Source organism: Synechococcus sp. CB0101 (assembly GCF_000179235.2).
Lineage (GTDB): Bacteria > Cyanobacteriota > Cyanobacteriia > PCC-6307 > Cyanobiaceae > Vulcanococcus.
Genome location: NZ_CP039373.1, coordinates 1,025,880 through 1,052,691, shown reverse-complemented (window position 1 = coordinate 1,052,691; position 26,812 = coordinate 1,025,880). Strand labels below are relative to the sequence as shown.

The following is a 26,812-nucleotide window of genomic DNA, read 5'->3' as shown; positions in this document are numbered from 1 at the left end:
ATGGGTCACGACAGCGCGTCCTCCCACGCCCGTTCGTCGGCCCTGCTGATCGGTTCCTGTGAGCCGTTCAGTGGCAAATCAGCGGTGGTGCTGGGTTTGGCACGCCAGTGGCTGCAGCGAGGTCTTTCGGTGCGGATCGGTAAGCCGCTCGCCGACAGTGCTGAGCTCGGGGCCGGTGGCGATGGCCCGCTGATCGACGACGACGTGCGCTTTGTGGGCCAGATCCTGGGCCTGAGCGAAGCCGAACTGGTGCCTTCGGTGCATCTGCAAAGCGCTGATGCCGCGCGCGAGCGCTTGCTGGCCGGGAACCTGGATGCGGGTGCCGGATTCACGGCCCTGCAGGAGCAAGTCGGCGCTGGTGGGGAGGGAGTGACCCTGCTGGAGGGCGCCGGCGGCCTCAACGATGGATGGCTCTACGGCCTGGATCTGGTGCAGGTGGCCCGGGGGCTTCAGGCGCCGGTGGTGCTGGTGCACAGCTGGAGCGGTTGCCATAGCGCTGAGCCTTTGCTGGAAGCTCGCGATCAGTTGGGTGATCTCCTCTGCGGGGTGGTGCTGAATGGTCTGCCGCCGGAGCAGGTGGCTTCCGTGCGCGCGGAGGTGGCTCCGGCCCTAGAGCGGCTCGGCATTCCAGTGTTGGGGGTGATGCCGAGATCGCCGCTGCTGCGCAGCGTGACGGTGGAAGAGCTCAGCCGCCGCCTGGATGCGGACGTGCTCTGCTGCCGCGATCGCTTGGATCTGCTGGTGGAAACCCTCTCCATCGGCGCCATGAACGTGAACTCCGCCATGGAGTTCTTCCGCCGCCGGCGCAACATGGCGGTGGTGACCGGTGCTGATCGCACCGATATTCAACTGGCCGCTCTGGAGGCTTCCACCCAGTGCCTGATCCTCACGGGTGCAGGCGAACCGTTGCCCCAGTTGATCTCCCGGGCTGAAGAGCTGGAAGTGCCGCTGCTGAAGGTGGAGCACGACACCCTCACCACCGTGGAGGTGATCGAAAGCGCCTTCGGTCATGTGCGCCTGCACGAATCGGTGAAGGCCACCTACGCCTTCCGGTTGGTGGAAGAGCACTGTGATTTTGAGCCGCTGCTGAAGCGTCTGCGACTGCCGATTCCCGCGTGAACACTGCTAGTTTCGAGGCGTCAGCAGGTGTTATGCGTTGACCCGGTCTCTTGATCTACCGGCCCTCGACCGGATCGACACCCTGGCCCAGGAGCTGGCCATGCTCCAGGACCGCAGCAAGCGGCGGATTGCGATCCTGGGAAGCCGCCATGTTCCCGTGGTGTCAGTCCACTTGGTGGAGCTGGTGTCGCGCTCCCTGGCCCAGGAGGGCCACAGCCTGATCACCTCTGGTGCCCAGGGGGTGAATTCGGCCGTGATCCGCAGCGTGCTCGAGATCGATGCCTCGCGGCTCACGGTGTTGCTCCCCCAGAGCCTGGATCGCCAGCCCCGCGAATCTCGCGAGCAGCTGGAGCAGGTGCTGCATCTGGTGGAAAAGCCTGAAAACGATGAGCTGCCCCTGCCGATGGCCAGCAGCCTCTGCAACCAGGAGATCATTCGCCGCTGCGATCAATTGATCTGCTTCGCCTTCCACGACAGCGAAACGCTGTTGGCGAGCTGCCGCACGGCGGAGGATATGGGGAAGGTGGTGAGTTTGATGTTTTTTGATTGATCTGTCTCCTGGACAGATGATCAGTTCAGCGGGGTTGTGATCTGATCTTGACCCTGCATGCAAAAGCCCCACCTTGAGGGGCGGGGCGACTTTGGATTTGAGGGATCATGCTCGGCGAGTGTGAGTCGCTGATGTTGATCACACGAAGTTGAAATTACCGGCGAGGAGTTGATCGGCGTTGTTGATGAAGGCGATCTCCTGGTACTGACCGTTGCGGAAGTCGCCGATGCTGCTGTAGCGGATCACGTTGTTGGTGGTGTCGATGGCGATGGCCGGTGCGGACTGGAATTGGAAGCCATCAAGGTTGGCAGCGGTGTCCTTGAGGATCACGTTGCGAGCGCCGCGGTTGGCGAACACATCGTTCACGGTCTGCAGATTCGCAGCCGCACCTGCGTCGTAGTTGGAGTAGGTGGCTGCGTCGAGTTGAAGGATGTCGTAGTTGGCAGCGTTGTTGGCTTGACCTGCAAAGCCAGTGATGGTGTCTTGATCAAGCTCATTGGTGATGCCGATCAGCTTGACGGTGTCGCTGGCATTGTTGTTGTTCAGGGTGATGAAATCCCTGCCACTGCCGCCGTTCAGGGTGCTGGAGGCACCGAGCTCAGATCCGATCAATTCGTCGGCACCGCCATTGCCATTGATCACCGCATTGAACAGACCGCCTTTGAAGTGATCACCTTCAATGGCCTGGCTACCTTCGATGCGGAGGGTTTCCTGGTTGCTGCCGGTGGCGAAGTCATTCATCACGACGCCGCGGCTCTGGGCGGTGATGCCGGAAAAGTCAAAGCTGCGTGCACCGGCCTCAACGGCGCCACGAATCGTGTGACTGACCACTGAGGTGAAGCTGCCCGAGATGTCCAGGCTCTTCAGTCCGGAGACCTTGTCAAAGACAGACGAGGGACCGTTGTCCTGGTCAGCGGTAATGCTGATGGTTTCGATCCCGGTGATCTCTTGGACACCGCCAATGGCATCTCCCAGCTTGTTGGCACTGTTCGTGCTGAGGAGCAGGCGGTCGTTGTCCGTGCTCGAGGCGTCGTTCATACGATCGTTTTGCCCCAGCCGACCCGCCGCGGCGGTGATTTCATCGTCTTGAGCGGTGAGTCGTTGCCCGTCGTCGACGAAGCCATTGATGTCCTGTCCGCCCTGGGTGCTGGTGTAGATGTCGCGGTCAGCGGTGAGAGCGATGCGGCTGCCGTTGAAGTTGATAGGAGGTAGTTCGCCGACCGTTGTGGTTTCGAGATCGAGATTGACGGAAGCGGAGCCGCGTTTGGCCTTGATGGTGAACGCTTTGGTTTGGGTGTCGGGATTCAGATCGCCGCTGGCATCTTGAAAGATGAGGTTGCCGGCATCACCATTGAGGTCTGTGGAGACAAGGTTGATGCTGCCCTTTTTGGCTTTTTGAAGTGCTTTTTTGGTCTTGAAGGAGAGCTCGAAGGAGTTGCTGCCGTTCAGAACTTCGCTGTCGAGGGTTCGCCCTTTGCTATTGATAGCCGAGATCGACATCCCTTCTGCAGTGATGCCGTTGTTGATGCTGCCTTGCAGGATGAAGGTTTTGGTTGCTATGGCCATGGTGTTGTAGGAAGTGAGATGAGCAGTGCTCGCGAGGTCGTGGTTGACCTCCGACTGCTTCAGCTTCATCTGCCCCGTTCTGGCCAGCGTTGATCTGGATCCCGCCAGGCTGTGATGCTGCTCACAGGCTCTTCAAGACACAAAAAAACCCCTCTGGTGCGAGGGGTGAGGGAATGCCTTGGTTGGCTCGGCTCAGGCGGAATGGCCTAGGAAGTCGTAGACCGAGATCTGGCTTTCTGTGAGGCGGTAGCGGTTCTCCAGCTGGGCGAAGTCGCCGCCCAGGCCCCAGCCCTTGGAATCTCCATTCTCGTTGTAATAGAGGTCGCCAGTCTTTTTGTAGTAAACGAAGTCGTAATCTTGTTTGGATGCCTTCTTGAATTTTTTCTTGTTGTTGAAGGATTTGAAGTTCCAGTCAGTGTAGTGGTCGAAGTTGGTGAGCTCGCGGGCGTTGATTCGCAGGCCGGCGTCGTAGTTAGACGGCGTGTAATCAGTGATGATTTCTTTGCTGGAGCCGTAGCCGATGGTGTTGATGTCGCGGTAGTTGGGGTCGTAGCCGAAGACTGTTTCGGTTACGTAGTAGGAGGGAGTATCTGTTTTGGGGTACCACTCTTTGCCGGTGACTGTGTCGTACTGGAGGCCCATGGCCATGTACTTCTGGGCGGGGTCGGCCGCTGCGGCCCACTCCGCGTAGCCCAGTTGGTTCCAGTTGTTGTAGTTCGCGCCACCATCGTCAACGGTTGCACCGTTGTAGTAGTACTTCCAGTTGGCGCCGTCGTAATTGCCGCCCATCCAGACGTAGTTGTTTGGGTAGGCGCCCGGAGTGATGTATTCAGTGGTTTTGTTGTAAACCGCGTCGTTTTCGCCGGATGTTGCGGTGCTCACTAGGTAGCTCTTGGTGGCATCGCCAGTGAGGCTCGTGGCGTAGGTCTTGGCCTGTTCGTAGCCAAGCTTATCCTTGTAGACGCGGTAGGTGTTTTTGTCGGTGCCGGTGCCGTGTGTGAATTCGGCGTAGTACTTCGCTTGACCCATCGGGAGCAGGGGTGTGTAAGCGCACTTACTACCTTGATTGGGGCTCTTGATGTTGTGCCGGTTTCACCGGATTTATTTGGAATTCCGTTGGGGTGGGTTTACATGAGTTTTGTGGCGCCATCCAGATACAGAATCCCCGTGCACACCATCGCCCCAGCCCAGCACAGCGACCGCACGGGCGGCAGGTTCGCCACGTAGGCGGCGATATAGGCCAGGCGTAAACCGGGATAGATCCAGGCAGCGGCGATGGCAGCGGTGCTGTCGACGTTGCCGATCAGGCAGAGCAGGGCGGCCGGCGCAAAGAGCACAAACGCTTCGAAGCTGTTGAGGTGAGCCCAGTTGGCGCGTTTGCCCCACTCCGGCAAGCGATCAAACATCGCCCTTGGCGCGGCCAGGTCGCTGATCTGGAAATCGGCTTGGGAGCGGGCTGCGCCGAGAGGGATCAGGCTGGCCACCACCACGCCGGCGGCCAGGCAGAGCGACCAGGCAAACGCAGATTGCATCGAGGCTGAACGGCGCGGGGCCGGCGGTTGGAATCAGCCTCCTTTTCTAGGCTGGGCTCAGTTCCCGCTGTTGCCGCTGCTCTGCCCATGGCCGACACCTATTCCTTTGACGTGGTTTCCGACTTCGACCGTCAGGAGTTGGTGAACACCCTTGATCAGGTGCGCCGCGATGTGTCGACCCGCTATGACCTCAAGGATTCGAACACCGAGATCGACCTGGAGGAGACCAGCTTCACCATCACCACCGCCAGCGACATGACGCTCCAGGCCGTGGAAGATGTGCTGCGTCAGAAGGCCACCAAGCGCGACCTCTCCCTCAAGATCTTCGACTTCCAGACCCCTGAACCCGTGGGCGGTAACCGGGTGAAGCAGCTGGTGAAGCTACGCAAGGGCCTGACCCAAGACCTGGCCAAGAAGCTCAGCAAAACCGTGCGCGATGAGCTCAAAAAGGTGACCGTGGCGATTCAGGGCGACGCGCTGCGGGTGACCGGCAAGAGCAAGGACGACCTCCAAGCCGCTATCAATCTGCTCAAGGCTCAGGACGTGGAAGTGCCTCTGCAGTTCCAGAACTACCGCTGAACGGCAGCGGTCGCATGGTGATCTCCGGCAGACGCGCGGCCAGCTGGCTCAGCCGAGCATGCAGTGTTCGGGCCAACTGCTGAAACTGTGGGGTGACGGCATAGTCGCGGCGCACCACAAGCGCCTCGCCGGATTGGATCGGCAGCTGCAGGGGCAGTCGCTGCATCGATGCACCCGACAGTTCAAGGCTCAAGGCGGTGCCATAGCCAATGGTGAGCTCTTGCTCGGTTTTGCCTTCCCACAGCTGCCGCTGGTAGCGCTTCATGCGCACCGGAGAGCTCCATAGTCCAAGTTTTCGCAGGGCCTGCTCCACCTTGGGGTAGGCACCGGCTGGCAGCGCCAGGCTCGGGAAGGCGGTGAGATCGTTCCAGCTCAGGCTGGAACGATCCAGCAGTGGGTGGCCTTGCCCCACCAGGCAATGCACCGGCATCTCGCACAGGGTGAGGCTGGTGAGATCAGGATCGTGGGGCGCCGGTAGATCGGGCAGACCCGACAACCATCCATCCACGATCCGCTCCCGCAGCAGCGCCCAGTTGCGCTGCACCCCCACGATGTTGCAGAGCCCCAGGGTCCAGCCAGCGGGCACGGGGTTGCAGATCAATGGGCCCGACCAGTAGGTGGCCTCCAGCCGCAGGGGGCGATGCCCGCGCCAGCGGGCGGCCTGGTGCACCTGCCGTTCCGCCGCCAGCAGGGGCTCATCACCGATGAGATCCCACTCCCCATCCAGCTTCTTGCCCTGGATGTCAAACAGGCGCAAACAGCGGTTGGCGAGGCGCGACACGCTGGACTGACTGATGCCCAGGCGCTCGGCCACCGCATCCCCGGTGCGCAGCCACAGCAGCCCGTCGAGGGCGGCCAGCACGTCTTGCTCAACCAAGGGGCGGATGGGAGGTCTTCGTAGAGTTTCGGCCCTTGCCGGCAGCTGCAGGTGGCTTTGGGCAGCTGGCGTTTCTGGATTGATCGCGGCGGCACCTTCACCGATGTGGTGGCCCGCGACCCCCAGGGCCAGCTGCGGGTGGAGAAGGTGCTCTCGGTGCAGCCCGAGCTTCCGGGAGATCCAGCTGTCCGCACGATTCGGCGTTGGCTAGGCCTGGGTGGTTCGTCGGCACCCATCCCCGCCGGCTGCGTGGAAGAGGTGCGGCTGGGCACCACCGTGGCCACCAACGCTTTTCTGGAGCGCAAGGGTGCACCCACTTTGTTGCTGGTGACGCAAGGGTTCGCCGATCTGCTGCGCATCGGCGACCAGCACCGTCCCGATCTGTTCGCCCTGGCGATTGAACGGCCTGATCCCCTTTTTGAGCGGGTGATCGAGGTGCAGGGCCGTCTTGCTGCGAACGGCGAAGAACTGGAGCCATTGCAGCTGGATGGCACGCTGCGCCAAGCGTTGCAGCAAGCCTGGGCTGACGGGGTGCGCAGCGTTGCCGTTGCCCTGCTGCACAGCGTTAGTAACCCGAGCCATGAGCAGGCGCTGGGCGCCTGGTTGGAGGGGTTGGGGTTTGAGCAGATCGCGCTCTCGCACCAGGTGAGCCCTCTGCCGAGGCTGGTGCCCCGAGGGCACACCACCGTGCTGGAGGCGGCGGTGGCGCCTGTGTTGCAGGGGTATCTCCAACAGGTGCGCGCTGATCTGGGCCCGAACGTGCCCCTGCAGGTGATGCAATCCAGCGGGATGCTGGCGGCCCCGGCGGTTCTCCACGCCAAGGACACGATCCTGTCGGGCCCGGCCGGTGGTTTGGTCGGGGCGGCGCGCACGGCTGCTGCCGCGGGCTTCGGGCGGATCGTTGGGTTCGATATGGGGGGCACGTCCACCGATGTCTGCTACGTGGAGGGCAGCTGGCCGCGCCAACAGCACGTGGAGCTCGGCGGGGTGCCGATTCAGGCCCCGATGCTGGAGATCCACACCGTGGCGGCCGGTGGCGGCTCGTGCCTGCGCTTCGATGGCCTGCGCTTGGCGGTGGGCCCCGAGTCGGCCGGGGCTGCTCCAGGGCCTGCCTGTTACCGGCGCGGCGGCCCGCTCACGATCACCGACGCCAACCTGCTGCTGGGCCGGCTGCAGCCGCACTATTTCCCGGCGGTGTTTGGCCCCGGCGCGGATCAACCCTTGGATCACGCTGTGGTGGCGGAGCAGTTTGAGGCGTTGGCAGCCGCGATGGGCTGCAGCCCCGAGCAGGCGGCTGAGGGTGCGTTGTCGGTGGCCCTCGAGCGCATGGCCGAAGCGATCCGCCGCATCTCGATTCAGCAGGGCCACGATCTGCGGGAGGCGGTGCTGTGCAGCTTCGGCGGGGCCGGCGGCCAGCACGCCTGTGCCCTGGCGGAACTGCTGGGCATGCGCCAAGTGCTGTTGCATCCCCTTGCTGGTGTGCTGTCGGCCTATGGCATCGGCCTGGCGGATCAAGGGCAGGTGCTGGAGCAGAGCGTGGGCGAGCGGCTCAGCGATGCCCTGCTGCAGGATCTGGAGCGTCGGGCCGAGCAGCTGCTTCAGCAGGAGAGCGTGAGGGGCGCTGAACGGCGGCTCGAGCGCTGGCTGCACCTGCGCTGGCCCGGTGCCGATCAGTCATTGCCCGTGGTCTGGGCCGAGGCTGCCAGTGTCGCCGAGCTGGTGGAGGCCTTTGAACAGGCCTACCGGGGCCGTTATGGCTACCTCCCCTCCAGACCGGATGGGGTTGCTGGTTGGCCCGAGCTGGAGCGTTTGTCGCTGGAGCTCACCTGGCCGGGCGCCCCCTTACAGCTGGGAGTGCAGGCCGACGCATCGCTGGATGAAGCGCCTGTTGCGCAGGTGCCGCTGTACGTCCACGGCGCTTGGCAACGTGCAGCCTTGTGGCGGCGTGAGCGTCTCCGCAGGGAGCAGAAGATCCAGGGGCCGGCGCTGATTGCCGAGGACACGGGCACGATCCTGCTGCTGCCGGGGTGGTGCGCTCAGGTGCTGCCGGCGGGGGAGCTGCTGCTGGAGCAGAGCGGAGTGGAGGCGGCCACGCAGCTCATCGATCAGTTGCGTGCATCGACGCTGGATCCGATTCAGCTGGAGTTGTTCAGCCATCGCTTCATGGCGATCGCCGAGCAGATGGGCACACGGCTCCAGCAGACCAGCGCTTCGGTGAACATCCGCGAGCGGCTCGATTTCTCCTGCGCGCTGTTTGATGCCAAGGGGCGCCTGGTGGCGAATGCGCCCCACATCCCCGTGCATCTCGGTTCGATGGGGGAGAGCGTGGTGGCCTTGCTGCGGGATGTGGAGCGCGGTGCCCTGAAGCCCTTGGCCCCCGGCGATGCGGTGGTGTCAAACAACCCGTTCAACGGCGGCACCCACCTGCCCGACCTCACGGTGATCAGCCCGGTGTTTGCCGGCGAGCAGCTGGCGGCGTTTGTGGCCAGTCGGGGCCATCACGCCGATGTGGGCGGCATTACACCGGGATCGATGCCGCCCCACAGCACCACGATTGAGCAGGAGGGTCTGCTGTTCGACAACGTGCCCTTGGTGCGGCATGGCCTGTTGCTGGAGGCGACCTGGAAGGAACGCCTCCGTGCGGGAGCCTTTCCGGTGCGCAATCCCGACCAGTTGATTGCCGATCTGCAGGCTCAGGTTGCGGCCAACCACCTGGGGGTGGAGCGGCTGCAGGCCCTGATGGCGGCGCAAGGCCTGGCCGCCGTGGGCGGCGCCATGGAGCAGGTGCAGGCCCATGCCGCCGAGGCCGTGCGGCGGGTGATCGATCGCCTCAGCGATGGCGAGGCGCGGGTTCAGATGGACTGCGGTGCCGAGATTGTGGTGGCGGTGCGGGTGGACCGGAGCCGCCGCTGCGCCCAGATCGATTTCAGCGGCACCTCTCCCCAGCAGCCCAGCAATCTCAATGCGCCCCTGGCGATCACCAAAGCGGTGGTGCTCTACGTGTTCCGCTGCCTGGTGCAGGAAGCGATCCCCCTGAATGCCGGTTGCTTCGAGCCGCTGGAGTTGCTGGTGCCGCAGGGCTCAATGCTGCATCCGCTGCCGCCCGCGGCGGTGGTGGCCGGCAATGTGGAAACCTCTCAGGCGGTGGCCAACGCCCTATTCGCCGCATTGGGGGTGATGGCGGCGGCCCAGGGCACGATGAACAACCTCAGCTTCGGCAACGAGCGCTGTCAGTACTACGAAACGATCTGCGGCGGAACCGGCGCGGGCGACGGGTTCCCGGGGGCTGCGGCGGTGCAGTCGCACATGACCAATTCCCGCCTCACCGATCCGGAGATCCTTGAGCAGCGCCTGCCGGTGCGGCTGGAGCGTTTTGCGATCCGGCGTGGCAGTGGCGGCGCCGGCCGCTGGCGCGGGGGAGATGGGGTGGTGCGGGAGATTCAGGCCCTCGAGCCGATCAGGTTGTCGCTGCTGACCGGTAGCCGTGTGGTGGCTCCGTTTGGATTGGCGGGAGGCGAGGCGGGTCGCTGCGGTCAAAACAGCCTGCGCCGCGCCGATGGTGCCTGCGAGCTGTTGCCCGGCAGCGTGGCGGTGGAGCTGGGGGTTGGTGATCGGGTGAGGGTGGAAACGCCTGGGGGTGGTGGGTATGGACGCGTGTAGTTGGCTCTCCGCCGGCGGATCTCCATGGATATCCACACTTGGAACGTGCTTCTTCCCCTAGCCCCAGTGCTGCACCCCCGCCTTCTCCTCGGCATCGCTGCAGCCATCGCCTGCACTCCCGCCCACGCCAACCTGCTGCAGGAGCGGGCCCAGCGGTTCCACCCGGTGGAATCCAGTGGCGGGATGGTGGCCGCCCAGGAGGCCCAGGCGGCGGCGGTGGGTGCGCAGATCCTGCGCCGGGGGGGCAATGCGGTGGATGCGGCCGTGGCCACGTCGTTTGCGTTGGCGGTCACGCTGCCCCAGGCGGGCAATCTCGGTGGTGGTGGTTTTCTGGTGCTCTGGCTGCCGCGCCGCGGGCCGATCAGCACCTGCAGCGCGGTGGCTCGGGAGGCCTCCCCGCCCCAAGCGCTGGCCGTGGGTCGCGGCGAGGCTGTGGCCCTGAATTTCCGTGAAACAGCGCCCCAGGCGGCGGGCCCGGATCTCTTTCTCAACCCCGACGGCAGCGTGAACCGGCAGCGGGCCTTGCGCAGCCTGCTCAGCACAGGGGTGCCTGGCACGGTGGCAGGGCTCACCCGGGTGCAGGCGCGCTACGGCTGTTTGCCGCTGGCGGCGGTGATGCAGCCCGCCATTGATCTGGCTGAACAGGGTTTCCCGGTGGGGGCTGAATTGAGCGCTTCATTAGCGGCCGCCGCACCACTCCTGAAGGAGCAGCCCGCCAGTGCTCGACAGTTTTTCAAGCCAAGCGGCCAGCCCTATCAGCCCGGTGAGCGGCTGCGGCAGCCTGAGCTGGCGGCCAGCCTGCGCTGCATCGCCCAGCAAGGTGCCAGCTGTTTCTATCGAGGTCGGTTGGCGCAGCAGCTCACCGCCTTGATGCAGAGCGGTGGCGGCTTGATCAACCGTGCGGATCTGGCGGCCTATCAAGCCCCCTGGGCCACGCCCTTGCAGGCCACTTTCCAGGGCCATCGGGTGCTCACCATGCCGCCCCCCAGCGGTGGTGGCGCCACGCTGCTGCAGCTGCTCAAGGTGCTGGAGCCGCTCAATCTGGCCGCCACGGGCCTCAACAGCGCTGCCACGATTCACCCGATGGTGGAGGCGATGAACCTCGCTTACCGCGACCGCAATCGGTTGCTGGGTGATCCTGATCAGGTGGCGATGCCGCTGGATCGTCTCCTCAGTGATCGCTATGCCGCCCAGCAACGGCGACGCATCCGCGCCGATCGCCATCGTCCGGCCGCGGAGCTGGAGGCAGAACCCAGCCCCCTGGGGGAGGGCACCAACACCACACACCTGTCGGTGGTGGATCGCGATGGCGGCCTGGTGGCGACCACCACCACCTTGAACACGGCCTACGGCAACGGCATCACGGTGCCGGGAGCGGGATTTCTGCTCAACAACGAGATGGATGATTTCACCGCCAAGCCCGGCGCTCCGAATGCCTACGGCCTGCGCCAGGGCAGCCAGAACGCCATCGCCCCCGGCCGCCGCCCCCTCAGTTCGATGACCCCCACCCTGCTGTTCCGCCCGGATGGCTCACCGCTGCTGGCCACCGGCAGCCCCGGCGGCAGCCGCATCATCACCACGGTGTTGCAGGTGTTGCTCAACCGCCTGGTGCACGGGCTCAATCTGGCCTCGGCGGTGGCTTCGCCGCGGCTGCACAGCCAGCTCTGGCCAGATCAGATCAGCATCGAGCAGGGCTTCAGCCCTGACACCCTGCGGTTGCTTGAGCAGAAAGGCCACACCGTGAAGCTGGTGCCGGCCATGGGCTCGGCCAATTCGGTGGAGGTGCGCTACGGCCCCGGTACCGGTGGCGCAGCGGTTGTGGGGAGTGCGGGCGTGGCTGATCCGCGCCGGCTCGATGCTGCTGCGGTGGCGGAGCGGCCCTGAGCGATTAGCCGCATCCGGCTGCCTTAACTCCCGAGCAGCAAACTGCCGCTGGCCATGACGGCATAGAGGGTGAGCAGAAGGGATCCCTCGTACCAACTGAGCTGGCGGTTTTCGGTGATCCAATGCACCCCCAGCACGGTTGCGGCCAGGCAAAACAGAGCCGTGCCGGGAACGGCCATGTGTAAGTAACGCCCCATGGGCATGCCGCAGATCACCAAGAGCGGTAGCACGAACAGCAAGAGCTGCACGCTGGATTCCACCGTGCTGGTCATCGCGAGATCCATCCGCTTGCTCAGGGCTGCTTTCACCGCAATCAGCCCTTCCGAGAATGACCCGAACAGCGGCAGCAGAAACAGCCCCACGAACAGTGGATTGAGATGGGCTCCATCCACCAACAGCTGCAGGGATTCCACCAGGTGCTCTGACACGCCCACCAGCACCACGCTCACCAGGAGCAACAGGCCGATCAGCACCGCGAGGGGGCGCTCTTCGCCGGTGGGGGGAGCACCTGCTCCGCTTGCTGCCGCACAAACAGATTCCGCCCCGTGCCCATTTGATACACAAACGACAGCACGTAGAAGAGCAGCACCAGGCTCGCGACCACCACTGAATAGATGGCAAAGCCGTCCAAGCGATTGCTGCCGTCAGGCATGGCCTCCCTCAGCCGCACAAAGAAGATCGATGGCACCGCTAGAAAGATGGTGCTGATCAACAGCTGCTGGCTTTGCAGGCCGGTGCTGTGGGGATGAATATTGATCGTGGCGTTGTTTCGAGCCCCGAGGCAGGTGCTCACGCCCAGAATCAGCAGACAGTTGGTGATCACCGAGCCCGCCACGGAGATCACCACCAGTTCATACAAACCGCTGGCAAGCGCTGTGAATGAGACCACCAGCTCCACGAGATTCCCCAGCGCCACACTCACCAGCCCACCGATGCGATCCCCCAGTCGATCGGCCAGGGCTTCCACCATCTCCGCAATCATCCGGGCCAGCGGGATCAGGCCCAGGCCGCACACCACAAACCAACCGATCAGCTGGCCGATTGGCATGGCTGCATCGAGTTGAGCAAACAGTGCTGCCGTTGTGAAGATCAGCAGCAGACTCCAGCGGCTGCTCAGCAGCTCGCGGCCGAGACCGATCCATGCGCTTCTCATCGCTGCTGCTCAGCCCCCCAGATACGCCGCCTTCAACTGGGGATTCTTGAGCAGTTCTTCGGCTTTGTCTTGCAATTGGATTCGGCCGGCTTCCAGCACATAACCGCGATCGGCAATCTCCAGCGCCGCTTGCGCGTTTTGCTCCACCAGCAGGATGGTGAGTCCGCCTTGGTGCAACTCCGCCAGGATCGCCATCACCTCAGCCACCAGCTTGGGGGCCAGGCCGAGGCTGGGCTCATCCAGCATCAATAGCTCCGGCTGGCCCATCAAGGCCCGTGCGATCGCCAGCATCTGTTGCTCACCGCCGGAGAGGGCACCGGCCTGCTGCTGGCGTCGCTCCGCCAGGCGCGGGAACAGGCCATAGCAGCGTTCGAGATCAGCGGCGATGCCGTCACGATCGCGGCGGAGATAGGCCCCGAGCTCGAGATTGAAGGCCACGCTCTGGCGGTTGAGCAGCCGGCGCCCTTCTGGGCAGTGGCCGATGCCCAGCTTGAGGGTGCGATGGGCCGGCACGGCGGCCAGATCGGCGCCATGCCAGAGAATTCGGCCGCCGCTGGCGCTCACCAGCCGCGAGATCGCGCGTAGGGAGGTGCTTTTGCCCGCTCCGTTCGAGCCCAGCAGGGTCACCAGCTCGCCGCGCTGCACCGATAGGGAGATGCCAGCGAGCGCTTGCACACTGCCGTAGTGCACTTGCAGCTGCTCGATCTGCAGCAGGGGCGCAGACAGCGGCGTGAGGGTGTGTGCGCTGGTCATGAGCCCCCCCCGAGGTAGGCCTCGATCACCCGTGGATCCCGCTGGATCTGCTCCGGTGTTCCCAGGGCGATGAGCCGGCCGAAATCCAGCACCGCCAGTCGCTGACAGAGCTGCATCAACAGCGGCACGTGGTGCTCGATCACGATCAAGGTGAGCTGGTGCCGCTGCCGCAGCGCGGAGAGCAGGGCGCACAACTGCTCTTTTTCGCTGGGGTTCATGCCGGCGGCGGGTTCATCCAGCAGCAGCAAGGTGGGGTTGGTGGCCAGGGCCCTAGCGATCTCAAGCCGGCGTCGATCGCCGTAGGCCAGCCCCGCCGCCTCGCGGTGCGCTTGATCCGCCAGCCCTAACTCCTCCAGCAGGCCAAAAGCTCGCTCCTGCAGTTCCCGTTGGCCGCGGCGAAAGCGAGGTGTATTGAGCAGGGCATCGAGCCCGCTGCCCTGGGGTTGGCGGTGCAGCGCGGCAACCACGTTGTCGAGCACGCTGAGCCCGCTGAACAAGCGCAGGTTCTGAAAGGTGCGGGCGATACCCAGGCGGTTGTGGCGGTCGGGGCTGAGGCCCTGCATCGCCCGGCCGCGCCAATGGATCGCGCCACTGGAGGCGGGGGTCACGCCCGAGAGGAGGTTGAACAGGGTGGTTTTGCCGGCTCCGTTGGGGCCGATCAGCCCGAAGATCTCGCCCTCTTCAACGCTGAAGCTCACGTCGCTGAGGGCCTGAAGGCCGCCGAAGCGGCGGCTGATCTGCTGCAGCTCCAGCAGGGGTGTGGTGGTGTTCATGGTTTCCACCTCCCGATCCGCTCCAGCAGGGCTGGGGTGATCAGACCCTGGGGGAAGAGCACAGGCCCCAGCAGGATCACTAGGCCGAACAGCACCAGCCGCAGATCACCCACCGGGCGCAGCAGCTCCGGCAGTGCCGTGAGCAGGAGGCCGCTGACTACGGGGCCCAGCCAGCTGCGAGAGCCCCCCAGGATCACAAAGGCGAGAGTGGTGATCGCCACATCAAAGCTGCCCTGGCGGGCGTTCCAGGTGTTGAGGTAGTGGGCGGCGATCACCCCCGTCACCCCCGCCAACATCGCGCTGGCCACGAAGGCGCTGAGCTTCACGCGGGTGGTGTTGATCCCCATGCAGCGGCTGGCGAGTTCGTCGTCGCGCACGGCGGCCATGGACCGCCCGAGCCGGCTGGCCTCGAGGCGCTGGAACAGCCAGCCGCATAGCGCCAAGAGTCCGCCGCTCAGCCACACGTAGCCGAAGGGGTGCCGGAAGGGCTGGGGTATCCCAAAGATGCCGGTGGCGCCGCCGGTGAAGGGCAGGTTGAGGATCGCGACGCGCACGATCTCCACCAGGGCAATGGTGGCGATCGCCAGATAGATCCCCCTGAGCCGCAGCACCGGCAGCCCCACCAGCACAGCCAGGGCCGCGGTTAGAGCTGCCGCCAGCAGCATTTCGCCGAGCACTGCCCCCAGGCTGATGCCCGCCTGGGGCCCGCCTTGGGTAGCGAGCAGCGCCGCCAGGGTTCCGCCAACTGCGTAAAAGGCCGGCGTGGCCAGCGACAGCTGCCCCGCCGCCATGGGCAGATACACCGACAAGCCCAGCAGGGCCCCAAGGATCATCTGCACCAGCAGGCCGTTATCGATCACAGCTCAGCTCCCATCGCCTTACACCTTCTCCAGCTGCTGCCGGCCCAGCAGACCGCTCGGACGCAGCACCAACACGGCGAAGAGGATGGCGAACGCCAGGGCATCCCGCCAGCCGGAGGCCGCCGCTGGAATCAGGGCCTCCGCCAGCCCCATCACCAGGCCCCCCACGATCGCGCCAGGCACGCTGCCCAGACCGCCCAGTACCAGCACCGCCAAACCCTTGAGGCCGTAGCTGATGCCGAAATAAGGCCCCGCCAGGCTGACGCTCATGCCGATCAGGCCGCCCCCCAGGCCCGCCAGCATGCCGCTGAGCAGGAAGGCCAGGCGCACAATCGCCTCGCTATTGATCCCCAGCAATGTGGCGGTGGTGGCGTCTTCCGCCACGGCGCGCATCGCCTTGCCACTGCGGCTGCGCTCGAGCCAGAGGCTTAGGGCCACCACGGCCAGCGCCGAGATCAGCAGCAGCAGCACCTGAATCGTGCGGATGCGTGCCCCCCCGATCAGCAATGATTCCGGCAGTTGGGCCAGGGCTGCAGCTCCCTGGGGGAAGGCGTAGCCCTCGGCTCCCATCAGGAGTTGCAACAGGTTCACCAGCACCACGCCGGCGCCGAGGCTGGTGATCAACGACAGCAACGGCTCAGCCCCCCGGCGGCGCAGCGGGGCGAAGGCGATGCGCTCCACCAGCAGGCCCACCAGCCCAGACCCCAGGGCTGCTAGCACCAGGGCCAGCCAGAAGGGCAGGCTGATCGGCAGGCTCCAGCCGGGCAGCGCGCCGTTCACGCCGATCTTGCCGCCCATCAAGAGATAGGTGAGGTAGCCCCCCAGGCTGAACAGGGCTCCCTGGGCGAAGTTGATCACCCCCAGCACCGAGAAGATCAAGGTGTAGCCGAGGGCCACCAGCGCATACACCCCGCCGCTGGCGGCGCCGTTGAGCAGGGTCTGCAGCAACGCCTCGATCACGGCTGGGCCTCCTGCAGCTCTTGTTCCCGTACCAAGGTGAAGCGGCCGCTGCGGCCGGTGTCATCCATGCGCACTTCAGCCACGTAAAAACGCCCCTGCACCACCTCGCCGTCGGGGCGGAAGTGAATCGGACCCAGGGGCGTGTCGTACTCGCCGGCCAGCAGTTCCGCCATCAGCCGCTGGCGGGCTTCGCCGAGGCTCACGCCCTCGAAGCCGCCGCGGGCCTGCAGCCGCTGAATCGCTTCGAACACCACCTGGTAAGCGCTCCAGGCCTGGGCGGCAATCTGGCCGGGGATGCGCCCCTGGTTGGCCTCGGCGAACAGACGCCGGAAGGTGCGGTTGATCGGTGTGTTGCGTTCCGGGCTGTAGGCCTGGGCAATCAGCACGCCATCACACCAGCGCTGACAGATCGGATAAATGTTGGGGGTGTTGAGGCCATTGCCCACCACGATCTGGCCGCGGTAGCCCAGTTCGCGCAGCTGGCGAATCAGGTTGCCGCCATCCACGGCTTGGGCTGAGATCACGATCAGCTGCGGCCTTTGTTGCAGTGCCGCGGTAATCGGGTTTTGAAAATCGTTATCGGCCAGTTGGGTGCGTTGCACGCTCACCGGCTTTAAGCCCCGCGCCGCCAGGGCTTTCTGAAAAATCGAGGTTTCGGCGGTGCTGTAGGCGTCGTCCTGGGCGAAAAACACGGCCACCCGTTGCGTGCCCGGCTCGCGCCGCAGGGCTTCATCGAGCGAGAGCGGTGCGATCACCGAGCTCTGGGCTGACACGCGGCTGATGAACGATCCGATCTGGGGGATGCCGCTGGCGGTGTTGGAGGGAGCCACCACCGGAACGCCTTGCCGTTGGGCGATCGGATCAGCGGCGAACGCCTGCTGGGAGAGGGTGGGGCCGATCAGAGCCACCACGCCGCGGCGGATCAGCAGGTTGAAGGCGGCGATGGCGCTGGGCTCATCGGAGGCGCCATCTTCGAGTTGAAAATCCACCCGCCGCGGATGGGGCTTGGCTTCAAACCACTGCCGTGCCAGGCCGATGCCCATGCGCTGGTCTTGGCCGTAGAGGTTGGCGTTGCCCGTGAGCGCCAGGGCTGCCCCCAGGCTGAGCGGCCCATCCGACGACACAGCTTTGGAGGCTGGATCGCTGCTGCGCCCCAGCAGGGCCAGCAGTATCAGACCCCCAGCCAGAGCCGCCGCCAGACGTGCACTGCCGCGGCGTCTGGCGCTGAGGGGATCGGTGGGGCTCAGGCCACCGCTGCGAAGCATTCGCGGAAGGCGGTGATGGTGGCGTCGATGTCCTCGTCGGAGTGGGCCAGGGAGGTGAAGCCTGCTTCGAAGGCGCTGGGGGCCAGGTAGATGCCGCGCTCGAGCATGGCGCGGTGCAGCTTGCCGAAGCGCACGGTGTCAGCCGCCTTGGCTTCTTCGAAGTTGCGCACCGGGCCTTCGCAGAGGAAGAAGCCGAACATGGCGCTGATCGAGCCGCCGGTGATCGGCAGGCCGGCACTGCGGGCGCCCTCGATGATTCCATCGATCAGGCGCTTGGTGATTGCCTCGAGACGCTCGTAGCTGCCGGGTTGCTTCAGCAGTTCCAGGGTCTTGATGCCGGCGGTCATCGCCAGGGGATTGCCGCTGAGGGTGCCGGCCTGATACATCGGGCCAGCGGGGGCCACCATGCTCATGATGTCGGCCCGGCCGCCGTAGGCACCCACGGGCAGACCACCGCCGATCACCTTGCCCATGGTGGTGAGATCGGGGGTGATGCCGAACTTGGCCTGGGCACCGCCATAGCTGATGCGGAAGCCGGTCATCACTTCGTCGAACACCAGCAGGGCGCCGTTCTCCTTGGTGAGTTCGCGGATGCCTTCGAGGAAGCCAGGCTCAGGGGTGATGAAGCCGGCGTTGCCCACGACGGGCTCGAGGATCACGCCGGCAATTTCACCCGGGTTCTCGGCGAAGAGCTTCTTCACCGCCTCGAGGTCGTTGTAGGGGGCGGTGAGGGTGCTGGCGGCGGTGGTGCGCGGCACGCCGGGGGAATCGGGCAGGCCGAGGGTGGCCACGCCGGAGCCGGCCTTCACCAGGAACATGTCCGCGTGGCCGTGGTAGCAACCCTCGAACTTGATGATTTTTTCGCGGCCGGTGAAGGCGCGCATCAGGCGCAGCACCGACATGCAGGCCTCGGTGCCGCTGTTCACGAAGCGCACCATCTCCACTGAGGGCACCGCGTCGATCACCATCTCGGCGAGCTGGTTCTCGAGGGCGCAGGGGGCGCCGAAGCTGGTGCCCTTCTCGAGGGCGTCATGCAGGGCGCCGATCACCTCGGGGTGGGCATGGCCGCAGATGGCGGGGCCCCAGCTGCCGATGTAATCGATGTAGCGGTTGCCATCCACATCCCAGGCGTAGGCGCCCTTGACGCGGTCAAACACGATCGGCTGGCCGCCCACGGAGCGAAAGGCACGCACCGGAGAGCTCACGCCACCGGGCATCAGCGTTTGAGCGGCACTGAACAGTTCCTGGGACCGGGTGGTGTTGTGCACGGGAGCCGAAACAGGTGCCGAGGTCAAAACGGATTCCGCAGACGGGAGCTTGAGCGCACCATCCTTACGCAATTGCAGGCCCGCGAGTCCAGTGCTGGAACTCTCGTTAAGGTCTTGCCACCGTGGCCCATCCCTGTGACGCCTGACTGGGGCTTGCTTGAACGCCGCCTGCGGCCCCTGCTGCCCGCCCGCACGGTGGTGTCGAAGCGTCAGGAGTTGCTGGCCTACGACTGCGATGGCCTCACCCTGCATCGCCATCAGCCGCCGTTGGTGGTGCTGCCGGAAACCACCGAGCAGGTGGCGGCGGTGGTGAAGCTGTGCGCCGAGTTGGAGGTGCCGTTCATCGCCCGAGGCAGCGGTACCGGTCTCTCCGGCGGAGCGCTGGCCGAAGAACCCGCCCTGGTGATCGCCACCAGCCGCATGCGACGGGTGCTGGAGGTGGATCTCGCGAATGAGCGGATCACCGTGCAGCCCGGGGTGATCAACAGCTGGGTCACCCGGGCGGTGGCGGGCGATGGCTTCTATTACGCCCCGGATCCCTCGAGCCAGGTGGCCTGCAGCATCGGCGGCAACGTGGCCGAGAACTCCGGTGGCGTGCACTGCCTCAAATACGGCGTCACCAGCAACCACGTGCTGGCGATGGAGGTGGTGCTGCCCGATGGCTCGATCACCACCCTGGGCGGGGCGTTGCCGGAGATGCCGGGCCTCGATCTACGTGGTGTGTTCATCGGTAGTGAGGGCACCCTCGGCATCGCCACCGCGATCACCCTGCGGTTGCTGCGCACGCCGCAAACGGTGGCGGTGCTGCTGGCGGATTTCGCCTCCATGGAAGCGGCCGGAGAAGCGGTGCGCTTGATCACCGGCGCTGGGGTGCTGCCGGCGGGCATGGAAATGATGGACAACCCCTGCATCCAGGCCGTGGATGACTACTTCGGGGTGGATGAATATCCGCGGGAGGCCGCGGCGGTGCTGTTGATCGAGCTCGACGGCCATGAGCTCGAAGTAAAGGAATCGGTGGACATCGCTAGCCGCCTCTGCCTGGAGGCCGGTGCCGGCGCCGTGCGCGAGGCCTGGAGTGAGGAGGCGCGAGCGCGCTTGTGGAAGGGCCGAAAGAGCGCCATTTCAGCCCTGGGCCGCCAGTTCCCGAGTTACTACCTGCAGGACGGTGTGGTGCCGCGCACCGCTTTGCCGGGGGTGCTGGCGGCGATCGATCGCCTCAGCGCCGAGCACGGCCTGGCGGTGGCCAATGTGTTTCATGCCGGTGACGGCAATCTCCACCCGCTGATCCTCTACCGGGCTGGTGAGGAGGGCGTGAATGAGCGGGTGAAAGCCCTGGGCGGTGAAATCCTGCGTCTATGTATCGATGCCGGCGGCAGCATCAGCGGTGAGCACGGCGTGGGTAGCGATAAACGCTGCTACATGGATTGGATGTTCACGCCCGACGATCAAGCCACGATGCAGTTGGTGCGGCAGGCCTTCGATCCGGATGGCCTCGCCAATCCCGGCAAGCTGTTCCCCACCCCGAAGACCTGCGGCGAATCCCTGCGCCGCCAGGTGCAGTTGCGTGAGTCGGGGGTGGAGTTGCCGGCCGAAGCTGTGGTCTTCTGAGGCCATCGCCATTAAGGCCAGTCGTCGTCGCTGGCATCGGTCTCCTCATCCCAGGCCAGATTCACCACCACCGGCGCGTGGTCACTGGGTTGGGTGTTGCCACGCGGGGTTTTGTCGATCACGCAGCCCGTGGCGCAATCGAGCAGCTCTTCGGAGAGATAAATGTGGTCAATCCGCCAGCCCTGGTCGCGGTCCCAGGCGCCACTGCGGTAGTCCCACCAGCTCCAATGACCGCTGCCCGGCTCGAACACGCGGAACACATCGGTCAGCCGTCCAGCTAAGGCGTCGCTCAGGGCCTGGCGTTCAGCATCAGTGGCCATGATGCCGCCGCTGAGCCGATCTGGATCGTGCAGGTCGCGGGCTTCCGGGCCGATGTTGAAGTCGCCCACCATGCAGAGCGGATCGCCCTGGTCATGCTGCACAGCCAGATAGCGCTTCAGGCAGGCCAGCCACGCCAATTTGTAGGTGTATTTGTCGCTGCTCAAGGAACTGCCATTGGGCACATACAGGTTGAGCACGCGCACGCCATCCACCAGGGCGCTGATCACCCGTTTCTGTTCGCTGAGCTCAGGCGCGTCCGGGTCATCGGGCAGCAGAGCGCTGAATCCAATCTGCACGTCGTCCAGCGGCAGACGGCTGATCAACGCAACGCCGTTGTAGGCCTTCTGCCCGCTGATGGCGCAGTGGTACCCCATCTGCTCAAAGGCGGCGCTGGGAAACAGCTGATCAGCTACCTTGGTTTCCTGAAGGCACAGCACATCCGGTTGCTCCGTCTCCAGCCAGGCCAGCACCTGATCCAGGCGGGTGCGCACGGAGTTCACGTTCCAGCTGGCAATGCGCATGGGGGGAGGCCGGGGTGTGACAGAGGGATGCGCTCCAGGTTGGGATATCCATGGAGATCCGGGCTTGGACACCGGCTGTCACCCCACTGCCGCCGCCGCCCCCAGCGCCGGATGGCCCTCCTACGATTCCTACATTGCGATTGCACAGGACGGTGATGGGACGCCCCTCCTCGCTTCGGCACAGCGCAGTGGCCTGCGCCGGACTCATCGCCCTCACGCTGCTCGGCGTTAGCGGTCAGGCCGCACGAGCTGACTACAGCTCCTGGGGGATGTCCACCCAGGAGAAGCAGATCTACGACTACGGCCCGGGTGGCAGCAACGGCACGTCGAAACAGGGTTCGATCCTCGACACCACCAACCCCATCGAACTGATGAACAAGATCCGTCGCGGCTCGGCGATGGATGACGCCACGCCCCCAGGGGATGCAGTGGATGCCGCCCTCAAGGAGTTGAACGCGGCTCAGGGGTCGGGGCCGTCGTCGCAGGTGAAGGCTCCTTAGCCGGCTTGCCCTGGCGCAGATTGCTGATGCCCCAGCTGGCGGCCACCTGATCGAGGCGGGTGTCTTTGCTGCCCGGTTGGCGGTTGCGCGCCTGGGCTAGGGCCTCCTGGGCGCCTTTGCTGTCGCCTTGCTCCTGGCGCAGCAGGGCCAGGGCCAGCAGCGGCCGGGGGTCGCGGGGGAATTCAGCGGCGAGCTTGGTGTAGGTCGCAGCGGCGGCGGCCTTCTGCCCCATGCGCTGCTGCAGATCACCCAGCAGCAGGCCCAAGGGCAGCACCTGGGGTTCGATGGCGGGCTTGCTGGCGCGTTCGATCTGGGCCTTGAGCTGGGCCTGGGCCTCGCTGCCCCGCCCTTGTTCGAACTGCAGCAGGGCCATCAGCTGCAGGGCTTCGATGCGGTTGGGGCTCAGGTTGAGCAACTGGCGCAGCTCCCGCTCAGCGGCGCTGCGGTTGTTGTTGTTGCGATGCAGTTCCGCCAGCAGCAACCGCAGCTGCCAGCGCTGCGGTTGCTGGTCGGCCAGTTGTTCCAGCAGGGCGGTGGCCTCCTCCTGTTGGTTCAGGGCCAGCAGCAGTTGCACCAGCCGTTGCTGCTCGGCCTCGCTGGCGCTGCCTTCCGCGAGGCGCTGGCGGAGCTGATCGGCTTGGCGCTCGACGGCCACCTGCGCCAGATCGCCAGCTGAACGCTGGTTGCGTTGCCCCAGCCACCAGCCGCCCGCCATTGATCCGCCCACCAAAGCGATGGCGCCGAGGCTGAGCAGCAGCCCTCGGGCATTGGTGCTGGCGCGTGGCGGCATGGTGCAGCGCGTGGATGCGCCTCAGTCTGGGGCCATGGCAAGGGCTGGTTACATTGGCGGCCGGGCCATGGACAACACGAGCGCCCAGAGGGTTTCAGCCACGATGCGTCAGCACCCCATTTCGCCGGTCACCGAACCGATGCAGTACCGGGCCATCGGTGTGGTGCGGGGGACCTATGTGCCCGAAGACCCTGAGCAGCTCACCCGCGGCAGCCTGAAGGCCGAAGACGGCACCGAGATCGAAGCCGTGGTGCTCGGCCGAGTGCTCACCCTGATGCGTCGCCACCTCGATCTCAGCAAGCCCCACCTCTGGGTGGCTTATCCCCGCTTCCGCGACCCCGAGAAGCTGCACCTGCAGTTGGTGGGTGTCTGGGAACCCAGCACCCTGGCCGCCACCGAGATCGCCACCCAAAGCGCTGTTGATGCCGAAGCGGTGGCCGCCCCAACCGACGATCTGCCGGAGGGCGATGGCTACTTCTCCGTGCGCGGCGAACTGATCTACACCCGTCCGGAGGATGGCGATCTGGTGGTGAAGATCCGCCAACAGCCCCGTGCGGATGGCTCTCGCCCGACACCCTTCAAGTTGCAGCTGCGCGGCGAGATCGCGCCCGAGCACCTGCGCCATTTCGTTTCGCTTGACCTGCGCCGCCAGGGTCAGCAGCTGCAGCTCGAACAGCATGAGGTGATCGCTCCGGTGCCGCAGCGTGCCGGCAAGGGGCGCGGCCCCGGCCGGGGTGGCCGTCCTGGCGGTCGACGCTGAGCATGGCTGCGCCGGAGCGCTTCCCAGGCTCCGATCAGGGCTCCACTGGGGCTCTGTCTGCCGGGGCTGCCGTTGCGGCGATCACGGTGCTGGCCGTGGCCGGGCCTCCCCTGGGGCTGTCGCCCTGGCTGATTGCGCTGGCGGCCGGTGGTGGCATGGTGGCGCTCACGCTCGATGCAGCTCGCTTTGGAGGGCTCGGCGGCCATCTGCTGGCCGAAGCCCTGCCTGCCGGGATCGGTCGCGCGCGGTTACGGCGCATCGCCATTCATGAGGCTGGCCATGTGTTGGTGGCGGCCGATAACAAGCTGCCGGTGAAGCAGGTGCTGGTGGGGAGCCGTGCCTGCCTGCGCGAGGGCCTCAGTGCCAATGGCAGCACCCAGTTGGAGCCCCCCGCCCACGCCAAGCTGGCCCTAGAGGATTTGCGCCGTTGGAGCCGGGTGCTCCAGGCCGGGATGATCGCTGAGCAATTGGTGTACGGCGGCTCCCGCGGTGGCGCGGATGATCGAGCTCTGCTCGGCCGGCTCTGGGGGCTCTCGGGCTACGACGTGGCGACGGCCCAGCAGGAGCAGCGCCGCGCCCGCCGGGAGGTGGAGCAGTGGTTGCGGCAACGCCGCGCCGAGCTCGATCAGCAGGCCGAGACCCTGCTGGCGCTGGTCTGATGCAGCGCCAGGGCCGGCTCGCAGTGGTGGACTGCCCCACGGGCCTCGCGGGCAACATGCTGCTGGCTGCTCTGCTGGATCTGGGGCTGCCGGAAGCGGTGGTGCATGAGCCCTTGGCAGCCCTCGGCCTGGCAGATGCCTATCGCCTTGAGTTCCAGGAGGCCCGCAGCGCTGGGTTGCGGGGGCTCCAGCTGCAGGTGGCGCTCACCGAGCCTTCACCGCCCCATCGCCATTGGGGCGGGCTACGCAGCCAGTTGGCGGAAGCTCCTCTGGAGCCGCAGCTCCAGCAGCGGGTGTTGGCGGTGTTCGGCCTCTTGGCTGATGCCGAGGCGGCCGTGCACGGCTATGGGGCCGAGCAGGTGCATTTCCATGAGGTGGGCGCGGTGGATGCGTTGGTGGATGTGGTGGGGGTATGCGCGGGTTTGCAGCATTTCGGGATCACCGAGCTGATCTGCACGCCGCCGCCGGCAGGCCATGGCCGCGTGTCCACCGCCCATGGCTGGCTGCCCCTGCCAGCACCGGCGGTGTTGGAGCTGGCGCGGGCGCGGCATCTGCCCTTGGCTAGCAGCGAGAGCTTCCCGCCGGCGGAGCTCACCACCCCCACGGGCATGGCATTGATGGCGGCCCTGGCGGATCGCTTCGGCCAGGCACCTGCGCTGGTGCCGGAGGCGGTGGGTGTGGGGCTGGGCACGCGCCAGCTGGATCGGGCCAATCTGCTGCGGCTGGTGTTGGCTCACCCGCCAGGGGCGACGGGGGAACTGCAGGAAACCCTGCTGCAGCAGCAGGCCCAGATCGACGACGCCAGCGGTGAAGATCTCGCCCTCTTGATGGAAGCCCTGCGCAACAGCGGCGCCCTGGAGGTGTTTGCCCAGGCGCTGCAGATGAAAAAGGGGCGGCCGGCCAGCATGATCACGGTGCTGGCGCGGCCGGAGCAGGCCGAGGCATTGCGTGCGGTGTGGTGGCGGTATGGCACCAGCCTGGGAGTGCGAGAGGAGCTGCTGCAGCGCTGGTCGTTACCCCGCGAGCAGGCGCTGGTGGACACCCCCTGGGGGCCTGTGCGCATCAAACGCTCACGCCGTCCGGATGGCAGTTGGTTGTGCAAGCCGGAAGCCGATGATCTGGCGGCGTTGGCCCTCCGCCATCAGCTGCCAGTGGCGCGCCTGCGACGGGCCGTGCTGGCGCTGGTCGACGATGACCTTGTTGATCCCTCGCCGCCGCCCCATCCATGATCAACAGCCTCCGTTGGCGTGAGCTGTGGCGGCCCCTGCCAGGGGGAGCACGCCTTTGGGTGACCTTGGCCAGCGCCGGCTTTTTGTTGGCGGCCTTGGTGAGCCATGGGCGTCAGCTGCTGCAGCTGAGCTTTGATGCCCAGGGCTGGTGCTGGTTGTTGCTGGGTGTGGGCTTGAGCCTGCTCAGCCTGTTGGCGAATGCAGCGGCTTGGGGGGTGGTGCTCCGCTGGTTGGGGCATCAGCCCCGGTGGAGCGCTGCTGTTGTGTTGTTCCTCACCTCGAATCTGCGCAAATACCTGCCGGGTGGTGTGTGGCATCTGGTGGCGCGGGTGCGAGCTCTTCAGGCGCAGCCCGCACCCGAATCGCCGCTGGAGGGGCCGCCGCTGCGTACGCCGCAGGCGCTCGTTTCGGTGCTGCTGGATCCGTTGCTGGCGGCCGTGGCGGCCTTGGCCCTGGTGCCCTTCGGCGGCTGGCAGGCCGGTCTTTGGCTGCTCTGCCTGTTGCCCCTGCTGGTGCTGCTGCCCCGCTGGCTCAATCCACTGATGCAGCGGCTCGAGCAGCTACGGGCCCGCCAACTGGTGGAGCGCGGTTTGCTCGACAACTCCGCAACCGACGTGGCGCTGGAGTTGCCCCCGGCTTTGCCGGGGTATCCCTGGCCGCCTCTGCTGGCGGAGCTCGGGTTTGTGCTGTTGCGCTTTGCCGGTTTCGCCTGCTGCGTGCAGGCGTTCGATCTGTCGTTTGCGATCGGCTGGGGCGGTTGGTTGGCGGGCTTTGCTTTGGCCTGGACGGCTGGTCTTGTGGTGCCCGGTGCCCCCGGCGGTTTGGGGGTGTTTGAGGCGGTGCTGCTGATGCGACTGGCTGCGGTGGTGCCTGAGGCCCCCCTACTGGCGGTGGTGATCAGCTACCGATTGGTGAGCACGGTGGCGGATCTGTTGGGCGCGCTCACAGCTCGGGCAGACCTGGCGGCTATTCGCAACAGGCGTTACTGTTGAGAACAGCGCCGTCGTTTCGCTGATGCCCGCCGTTCCGGCGCCTGAGTTGCCTGCTGAGGCGCTGCGCAGCAGCTTGCATGGGCGAGGCCAGCGGCTCACCCCGCAGCGGCAGCGGGTGTTGGCGCTGTTTGAGCGCCTCGGCGAAGGAACCCACCTCAGCGCTGAAGAGGTGCATCAGCGTTTGTTGCGCGCTGAGGAGCGGGTGTCGCTTGCCACGGTGTATCGCACCCTGCGTTTGTTGAGCTCGATGGAGCTGCTGCGGGAGCTGGAGCTTCCGGAGGGTGGGCGGCGCTTCGAGCTGGCCAGCGATGACGACCACCGCAATCACCATCACTTGGTGTGCGTGCGCTGCGGCCACACCGAAGAATTTGAGAGCGAAGCCGTGCTCTCAGCCGGTGAGCAAGCGGCCGGTCTGCACGGCTTTCGCCTGCTGGAGTGCGTGCTCAACGTGCGGGCCCTCTGCCCCAGTTGTGCAGCAGCTGAGTCAGCCCCGGTAACGGTTTGAGCGCACGGGCACCAACACCGGCTGCATCAGACCGCCGCCACCGTTGTCGTCGTCAGAGCCAGCCGCCAGCCAGGCAATCACACCAGCCAGGGTGATCACGGCGGACAGCAGGAGTAGATCGGCCAAAG

Annotated in this window: 27 protein-coding genes; 12 read left to right on the top strand and 15 right to left on the bottom strand. The window is 65.7% G+C overall.

All coding sequences use genetic code 11. The annotated features are described in order from the left end of the window. Together CB0101_RS05685 and CB0101_RS05680 are read left to right on the top strand one after the other, a co-directional pair. Nucleotides 1-1,119, top strand: coding sequence for a phosphotransacetylase family protein (locus tag CB0101_RS05685; RefSeq protein ID WP_010310322.1), 1,119 nt, complete (start codon nucleotides 1-3; stop codon nucleotides 1,117-1,119). Nucleotides 1,120-1,156: 37 nt separating this feature from the next. Then, a complete protein-coding gene (locus tag CB0101_RS05680) occupies nucleotides 1,157-1,669 on the top strand; it encodes a hypothetical protein (protein WP_010310320.1) in 513 nt (170 codons plus the stop codon). Between the two features lie 138 nt (nucleotides 1,670-1,807). On the opposite strand, the gene CB0101_RS05675 is transcribed toward CB0101_RS05680, so the two are convergent. From CB0101_RS05675 to CB0101_RS05665, 3 genes are all read right to left on the bottom strand, one after another. Next, on the bottom strand, nucleotides 1,808-3,304 hold the full coding sequence (locus CB0101_RS05675; RefSeq protein WP_010310318.1) for a hypothetical protein: 1,497 nt from the start codon (nucleotides 3,302-3,304) through the stop codon (nucleotides 1,808-1,810). A gap of 123 nt (nucleotides 3,305-3,427) precedes the next feature. Continuing rightward, nucleotides 3,428-4,264, bottom strand: a complete 837-nt coding sequence (locus tag CB0101_RS05670; RefSeq protein WP_010310317.1) for a C-type lectin domain-containing protein — start codon at nucleotides 4,262-4,264, stop codon at nucleotides 3,428-3,430. 98 nt (nucleotides 4,265-4,362) lie between these two features. Further along, a complete protein-coding gene (locus tag CB0101_RS05665) occupies nucleotides 4,363-4,767 on the bottom strand; it encodes an MAPEG family protein (protein ID WP_010310311.1) in 405 nt (134 codons plus the stop codon). Nucleotides 4,768-4,854: 87 nt separating this feature from the next. On the opposite strand from CB0101_RS05665, the gene CB0101_RS05660 reads away from it, so the two are divergent. Continuing rightward, nucleotides 4,855-5,346 (top strand): YajQ family cyclic di-GMP-binding protein, encoded by a 492-nt coding sequence (locus CB0101_RS05660; RefSeq protein ID WP_010310308.1) that lies wholly within the window; start codon nucleotides 4,855-4,857, stop codon nucleotides 5,344-5,346. Here the strand turns inward: CB0101_RS05660 and CB0101_RS05655 are convergent. Next, a complete protein-coding gene (locus CB0101_RS05655; RefSeq protein WP_010310306.1) occupies nucleotides 5,297-6,223 on the bottom strand; it encodes a LysR substrate-binding domain-containing protein in 927 nt (308 codons plus the stop codon). The genes CB0101_RS05660 and CB0101_RS05655 overlap by 50 nt on opposite strands. Before the next feature lie 51 nt (nucleotides 6,224-6,274). Between CB0101_RS05655 and CB0101_RS05650 the strand changes: the two genes are divergently transcribed. Together CB0101_RS05650 and ggt are read left to right on the top strand one after the other, a co-directional pair. Beyond that, complete coding sequence (locus tag CB0101_RS05650; RefSeq protein WP_010310305.1) at nucleotides 6,275-9,883, top strand: hydantoinase B/oxoprolinase family protein; 3,609 nt, start codon at nucleotides 6,275-6,277, stop codon at nucleotides 9,881-9,883. A gap of 24 nt (nucleotides 9,884-9,907) precedes the next feature. Next, nucleotides 9,908-11,767, top strand: a complete 1,860-nt coding sequence (gene ggt, locus CB0101_RS05645; protein WP_071778146.1) for a gamma-glutamyltransferase — start codon at nucleotides 9,908-9,910, stop codon at nucleotides 11,765-11,767. A gap of 23 nt (nucleotides 11,768-11,790) precedes the next feature. Here the strand turns inward: ggt and CB0101_RS05640 are convergent, their stop codons facing one another. Genes CB0101_RS05640 through hemL form a run of 8 tightly spaced genes read right to left on the bottom strand, consistent with a single transcriptional unit; the run spans nucleotide 11,791 to nucleotide 18,748 of the window. Further along, on the bottom strand, nucleotides 11,791-12,240 hold the full coding sequence (locus CB0101_RS05640; RefSeq protein WP_010310301.1) for a hypothetical protein: 450 nt from the start codon (nucleotides 12,238-12,240) through the stop codon (nucleotides 11,791-11,793). After that, a complete protein-coding gene (locus tag CB0101_RS05635) occupies nucleotides 12,234-12,920 on the bottom strand; it encodes a hypothetical protein (protein ID WP_010310299.1) in 687 nt (228 codons plus the stop codon). Before CB0101_RS05635 ends, CB0101_RS05640 begins: the two co-directional genes overlap by 7 nt. A gap of 9 nt (nucleotides 12,921-12,929) precedes the next feature. Continuing rightward, on the bottom strand, nucleotides 12,930-13,673 hold the full coding sequence (locus CB0101_RS05630) for an ABC transporter ATP-binding protein (RefSeq protein ID WP_010310297.1): 744 nt from the start codon (nucleotides 13,671-13,673) through the stop codon (nucleotides 12,930-12,932). Further along, on the bottom strand, nucleotides 13,670-14,446 hold the full coding sequence (locus CB0101_RS05625; protein ID WP_010310296.1) for an ABC transporter ATP-binding protein: 777 nt from the start codon (nucleotides 14,444-14,446) through the stop codon (nucleotides 13,670-13,672). The genes CB0101_RS05630 and CB0101_RS05625 overlap by 4 nt, the downstream gene beginning before the upstream one ends. Next, complete coding sequence (locus CB0101_RS05620) at nucleotides 14,443-15,306, bottom strand: branched-chain amino acid ABC transporter permease (protein ID WP_010310294.1); 864 nt, start codon at nucleotides 15,304-15,306, stop codon at nucleotides 14,443-14,445. Before CB0101_RS05620 ends, CB0101_RS05625 begins: the two co-directional genes overlap by 4 nt. 18 nt (nucleotides 15,307-15,324) lie before the next feature. Continuing rightward, entirely contained in the window at nucleotides 15,325-16,266 is a 942-nt protein-coding gene (locus tag CB0101_RS05615; protein WP_010310293.1) for a branched-chain amino acid ABC transporter permease, read from the bottom strand. Then, nucleotides 16,263-17,531, bottom strand: coding sequence for an ABC transporter substrate-binding protein (locus tag CB0101_RS05610; protein ID WP_010310291.1), 1,269 nt, complete (start codon nucleotides 17,529-17,531; stop codon nucleotides 16,263-16,265). Before CB0101_RS05610 ends, CB0101_RS05615 begins: the two co-directional genes overlap by 4 nt. Continuing rightward, on the bottom strand, nucleotides 17,510-18,748 hold the full coding sequence (gene hemL, locus CB0101_RS05605) for a glutamate-1-semialdehyde 2,1-aminomutase (protein ID WP_246833856.1): 1,239 nt from the start codon (nucleotides 18,746-18,748) through the stop codon (nucleotides 17,510-17,512). The genes CB0101_RS05610 and hemL overlap by 22 nt, the downstream gene beginning before the upstream one ends. Before the next feature lie 186 nt (nucleotides 18,749-18,934). Here hemL and CB0101_RS05600 point away from each other — a divergent pair, with 186 nt between their 5' ends. Then, complete coding sequence (locus tag CB0101_RS05600; RefSeq protein ID WP_043717899.1) at nucleotides 18,935-20,407, top strand: FAD-linked oxidase C-terminal domain-containing protein; 1,473 nt, start codon at nucleotides 18,935-18,937, stop codon at nucleotides 20,405-20,407. 11 nt (nucleotides 20,408-20,418) lie between these two features. On the opposite strand, the gene xth is transcribed toward CB0101_RS05600, so the two are convergent. After that, nucleotides 20,419-21,249 carry an exodeoxyribonuclease III gene (gene xth, locus CB0101_RS05595; RefSeq protein WP_010310279.1) on the bottom strand — a complete coding sequence of 277 codons (831 nt, stop codon included), beginning with the start codon at nucleotides 21,247-21,249 and terminating at the stop codon, nucleotides 20,419-20,421. Nucleotides 21,250-21,404: 155 nt separating this feature from the next. Between xth and CB0101_RS05590 the strand changes: the two genes are divergently transcribed. Further along, the gene (locus CB0101_RS05590) at nucleotides 21,405-21,749 is read left to right on the top strand and encodes a hypothetical protein (RefSeq protein WP_246833839.1); all 345 of its coding nucleotides are present in this window, start codon (nucleotides 21,405-21,407) and stop codon (nucleotides 21,747-21,749) included. On the opposite strand, the gene CB0101_RS05585 is transcribed toward CB0101_RS05590, so the two are convergent. Then, nucleotides 21,691-22,539 (bottom strand): tetratricopeptide repeat protein, encoded by an 849-nt coding sequence (locus tag CB0101_RS05585; protein WP_010310270.1) that lies wholly within the window; start codon nucleotides 22,537-22,539, stop codon nucleotides 21,691-21,693. The two genes, CB0101_RS05590 and CB0101_RS05585, sit on opposite strands and share 59 nt — an antisense overlap. A 103-nt stretch (nucleotides 22,540-22,642) precedes the next feature. Between CB0101_RS05585 and CB0101_RS05580 the strand changes: the two genes are divergently transcribed. Genes CB0101_RS05580 through CB0101_RS05560 form a run of 5 tightly spaced genes read left to right on the top strand, consistent with a single transcriptional unit; the run spans nucleotide 22,643 to nucleotide 26,684 of the window. Next, on the top strand, nucleotides 22,643-23,299 hold the full coding sequence (locus tag CB0101_RS05580) for a hypothetical protein (protein ID WP_029553062.1): 657 nt from the start codon (nucleotides 22,643-22,645) through the stop codon (nucleotides 23,297-23,299). Between the two features lie 2 nt (nucleotides 23,300-23,301). Further along, nucleotides 23,302-23,958 (top strand): hypothetical protein, encoded by a 657-nt coding sequence (locus tag CB0101_RS05575; protein ID WP_010310266.1) that lies wholly within the window; start codon nucleotides 23,302-23,304, stop codon nucleotides 23,956-23,958. Then, on the top strand, nucleotides 23,958-25,187 hold the full coding sequence (gene larC, locus CB0101_RS05570) for a nickel pincer cofactor biosynthesis protein LarC (RefSeq protein ID WP_010310264.1): 1,230 nt from the start codon (nucleotides 23,958-23,960) through the stop codon (nucleotides 25,185-25,187). The genes CB0101_RS05575 and larC overlap by 1 nt, the downstream gene beginning before the upstream one ends. Continuing rightward, a complete protein-coding gene (locus CB0101_RS05565) occupies nucleotides 25,184-26,179 on the top strand; it encodes a lysylphosphatidylglycerol synthase domain-containing protein (RefSeq protein ID WP_010310261.1) in 996 nt (331 codons plus the stop codon). The genes larC and CB0101_RS05565 overlap by 4 nt, the downstream gene beginning before the upstream one ends. Before the next feature lie 22 nt (nucleotides 26,180-26,201). After that, on the top strand, nucleotides 26,202-26,684 hold the full coding sequence (locus CB0101_RS05560) for a Fur family transcriptional regulator (RefSeq protein ID WP_043717884.1): 483 nt from the start codon (nucleotides 26,202-26,204) through the stop codon (nucleotides 26,682-26,684). Here the strand turns inward: CB0101_RS05560 and CB0101_RS15305 are convergent. Further along, a complete protein-coding gene (locus CB0101_RS15305; protein ID WP_010310255.1) occupies nucleotides 26,664-26,810 on the bottom strand; it encodes a hypothetical protein in 147 nt (48 codons plus the stop codon). The genes CB0101_RS05560 and CB0101_RS15305 overlap by 21 nt on opposite strands. Nucleotides 26,811-26,812: the final 2 nt, after the last annotated feature.

Excerpts from the sequence above, each read along its gene's own strand:
- CB0101_RS05685 (WP_010310322.1), top strand. The coding sequence starts at position 1 with ATGGGTCACGACAGCGCGTCCTCCCACGCCCGTTCGTCGGCCCTGCTG.
- CB0101_RS05675 (WP_010310318.1), bottom strand. The coding sequence starts at position 3,304 with ATGAAGCTGAAGCAGTCGGAGGTCAACCACGACCTCGCGAGCACTGCT.
- CB0101_RS05670 (WP_010310317.1), bottom strand. The coding sequence starts at position 4,264 with ATGGGTCAAGCGAAGTACTACGCCGAATTCACACACGGCACCGGCACC.
- CB0101_RS05665 (WP_010310311.1), bottom strand. The coding sequence starts at position 4,767 with ATGCAATCTGCGTTTGCCTGGTCGCTCTGCCTGGCCGCCGGCGTGGTG.
- CB0101_RS05660 (WP_010310308.1), top strand. The coding sequence starts at position 4,855 with ATGGCCGACACCTATTCCTTTGACGTGGTTTCCGACTTCGACCGTCAG.
- ggt (WP_071778146.1), top strand. The coding sequence starts at position 9,908 with ATGGATATCCACACTTGGAACGTGCTTCTTCCCCTAGCCCCAGTGCTG.
- CB0101_RS05635 (WP_010310299.1), bottom strand. The coding sequence starts at position 12,920 with ATGAGAAGCGCATGGATCGGTCTCGGCCGCGAGCTGCTGAGCAGCCGC.
- CB0101_RS05630 (WP_010310297.1), bottom strand. The coding sequence starts at position 13,673 with ATGACCAGCGCACACACCCTCACGCCGCTGTCTGCGCCCCTGCTGCAG.
- CB0101_RS05625 (WP_010310296.1), bottom strand. The coding sequence starts at position 14,446 with ATGAACACCACCACACCCCTGCTGGAGCTGCAGCAGATCAGCCGCCGC.
- CB0101_RS05610 (WP_010310291.1), bottom strand. The coding sequence starts at position 17,531 with ATGCTTCGCAGCGGTGGCCTGAGCCCCACCGATCCCCTCAGCGCCAGA.
- hemL (WP_246833856.1), bottom strand. The coding sequence starts at position 18,748 with ATGCCCGGTGGCGTGAGCTCTCCGGTGCGTGCCTTTCGCTCCGTGGGC.
- xth (WP_010310279.1), bottom strand. The coding sequence starts at position 21,249 with ATGCGCATTGCCAGCTGGAACGTGAACTCCGTGCGCACCCGCCTGGAT.
- CB0101_RS05590 (WP_246833839.1), top strand. The coding sequence starts at position 21,405 with ATGGGACGCCCCTCCTCGCTTCGGCACAGCGCAGTGGCCTGCGCCGGA.
- CB0101_RS05585 (WP_010310270.1), bottom strand. The coding sequence starts at position 22,539 with ATGCCGCCACGCGCCAGCACCAATGCCCGAGGGCTGCTGCTCAGCCTC.
- CB0101_RS05580 (WP_029553062.1), top strand. The coding sequence starts at position 22,643 with ATGCGTCAGCACCCCATTTCGCCGGTCACCGAACCGATGCAGTACCGG.
- CB0101_RS05575 (WP_010310266.1), top strand. The coding sequence starts at position 23,302 with ATGGCTGCGCCGGAGCGCTTCCCAGGCTCCGATCAGGGCTCCACTGGG.
- larC (WP_010310264.1), top strand. The coding sequence starts at position 23,958 with ATGCAGCGCCAGGGCCGGCTCGCAGTGGTGGACTGCCCCACGGGCCTC.
- CB0101_RS05565 (WP_010310261.1), top strand. The coding sequence starts at position 25,184 with ATGATCAACAGCCTCCGTTGGCGTGAGCTGTGGCGGCCCCTGCCAGGG.
- CB0101_RS05560 (WP_043717884.1), top strand. The coding sequence starts at position 26,202 with ATGCCCGCCGTTCCGGCGCCTGAGTTGCCTGCTGAGGCGCTGCGCAGC.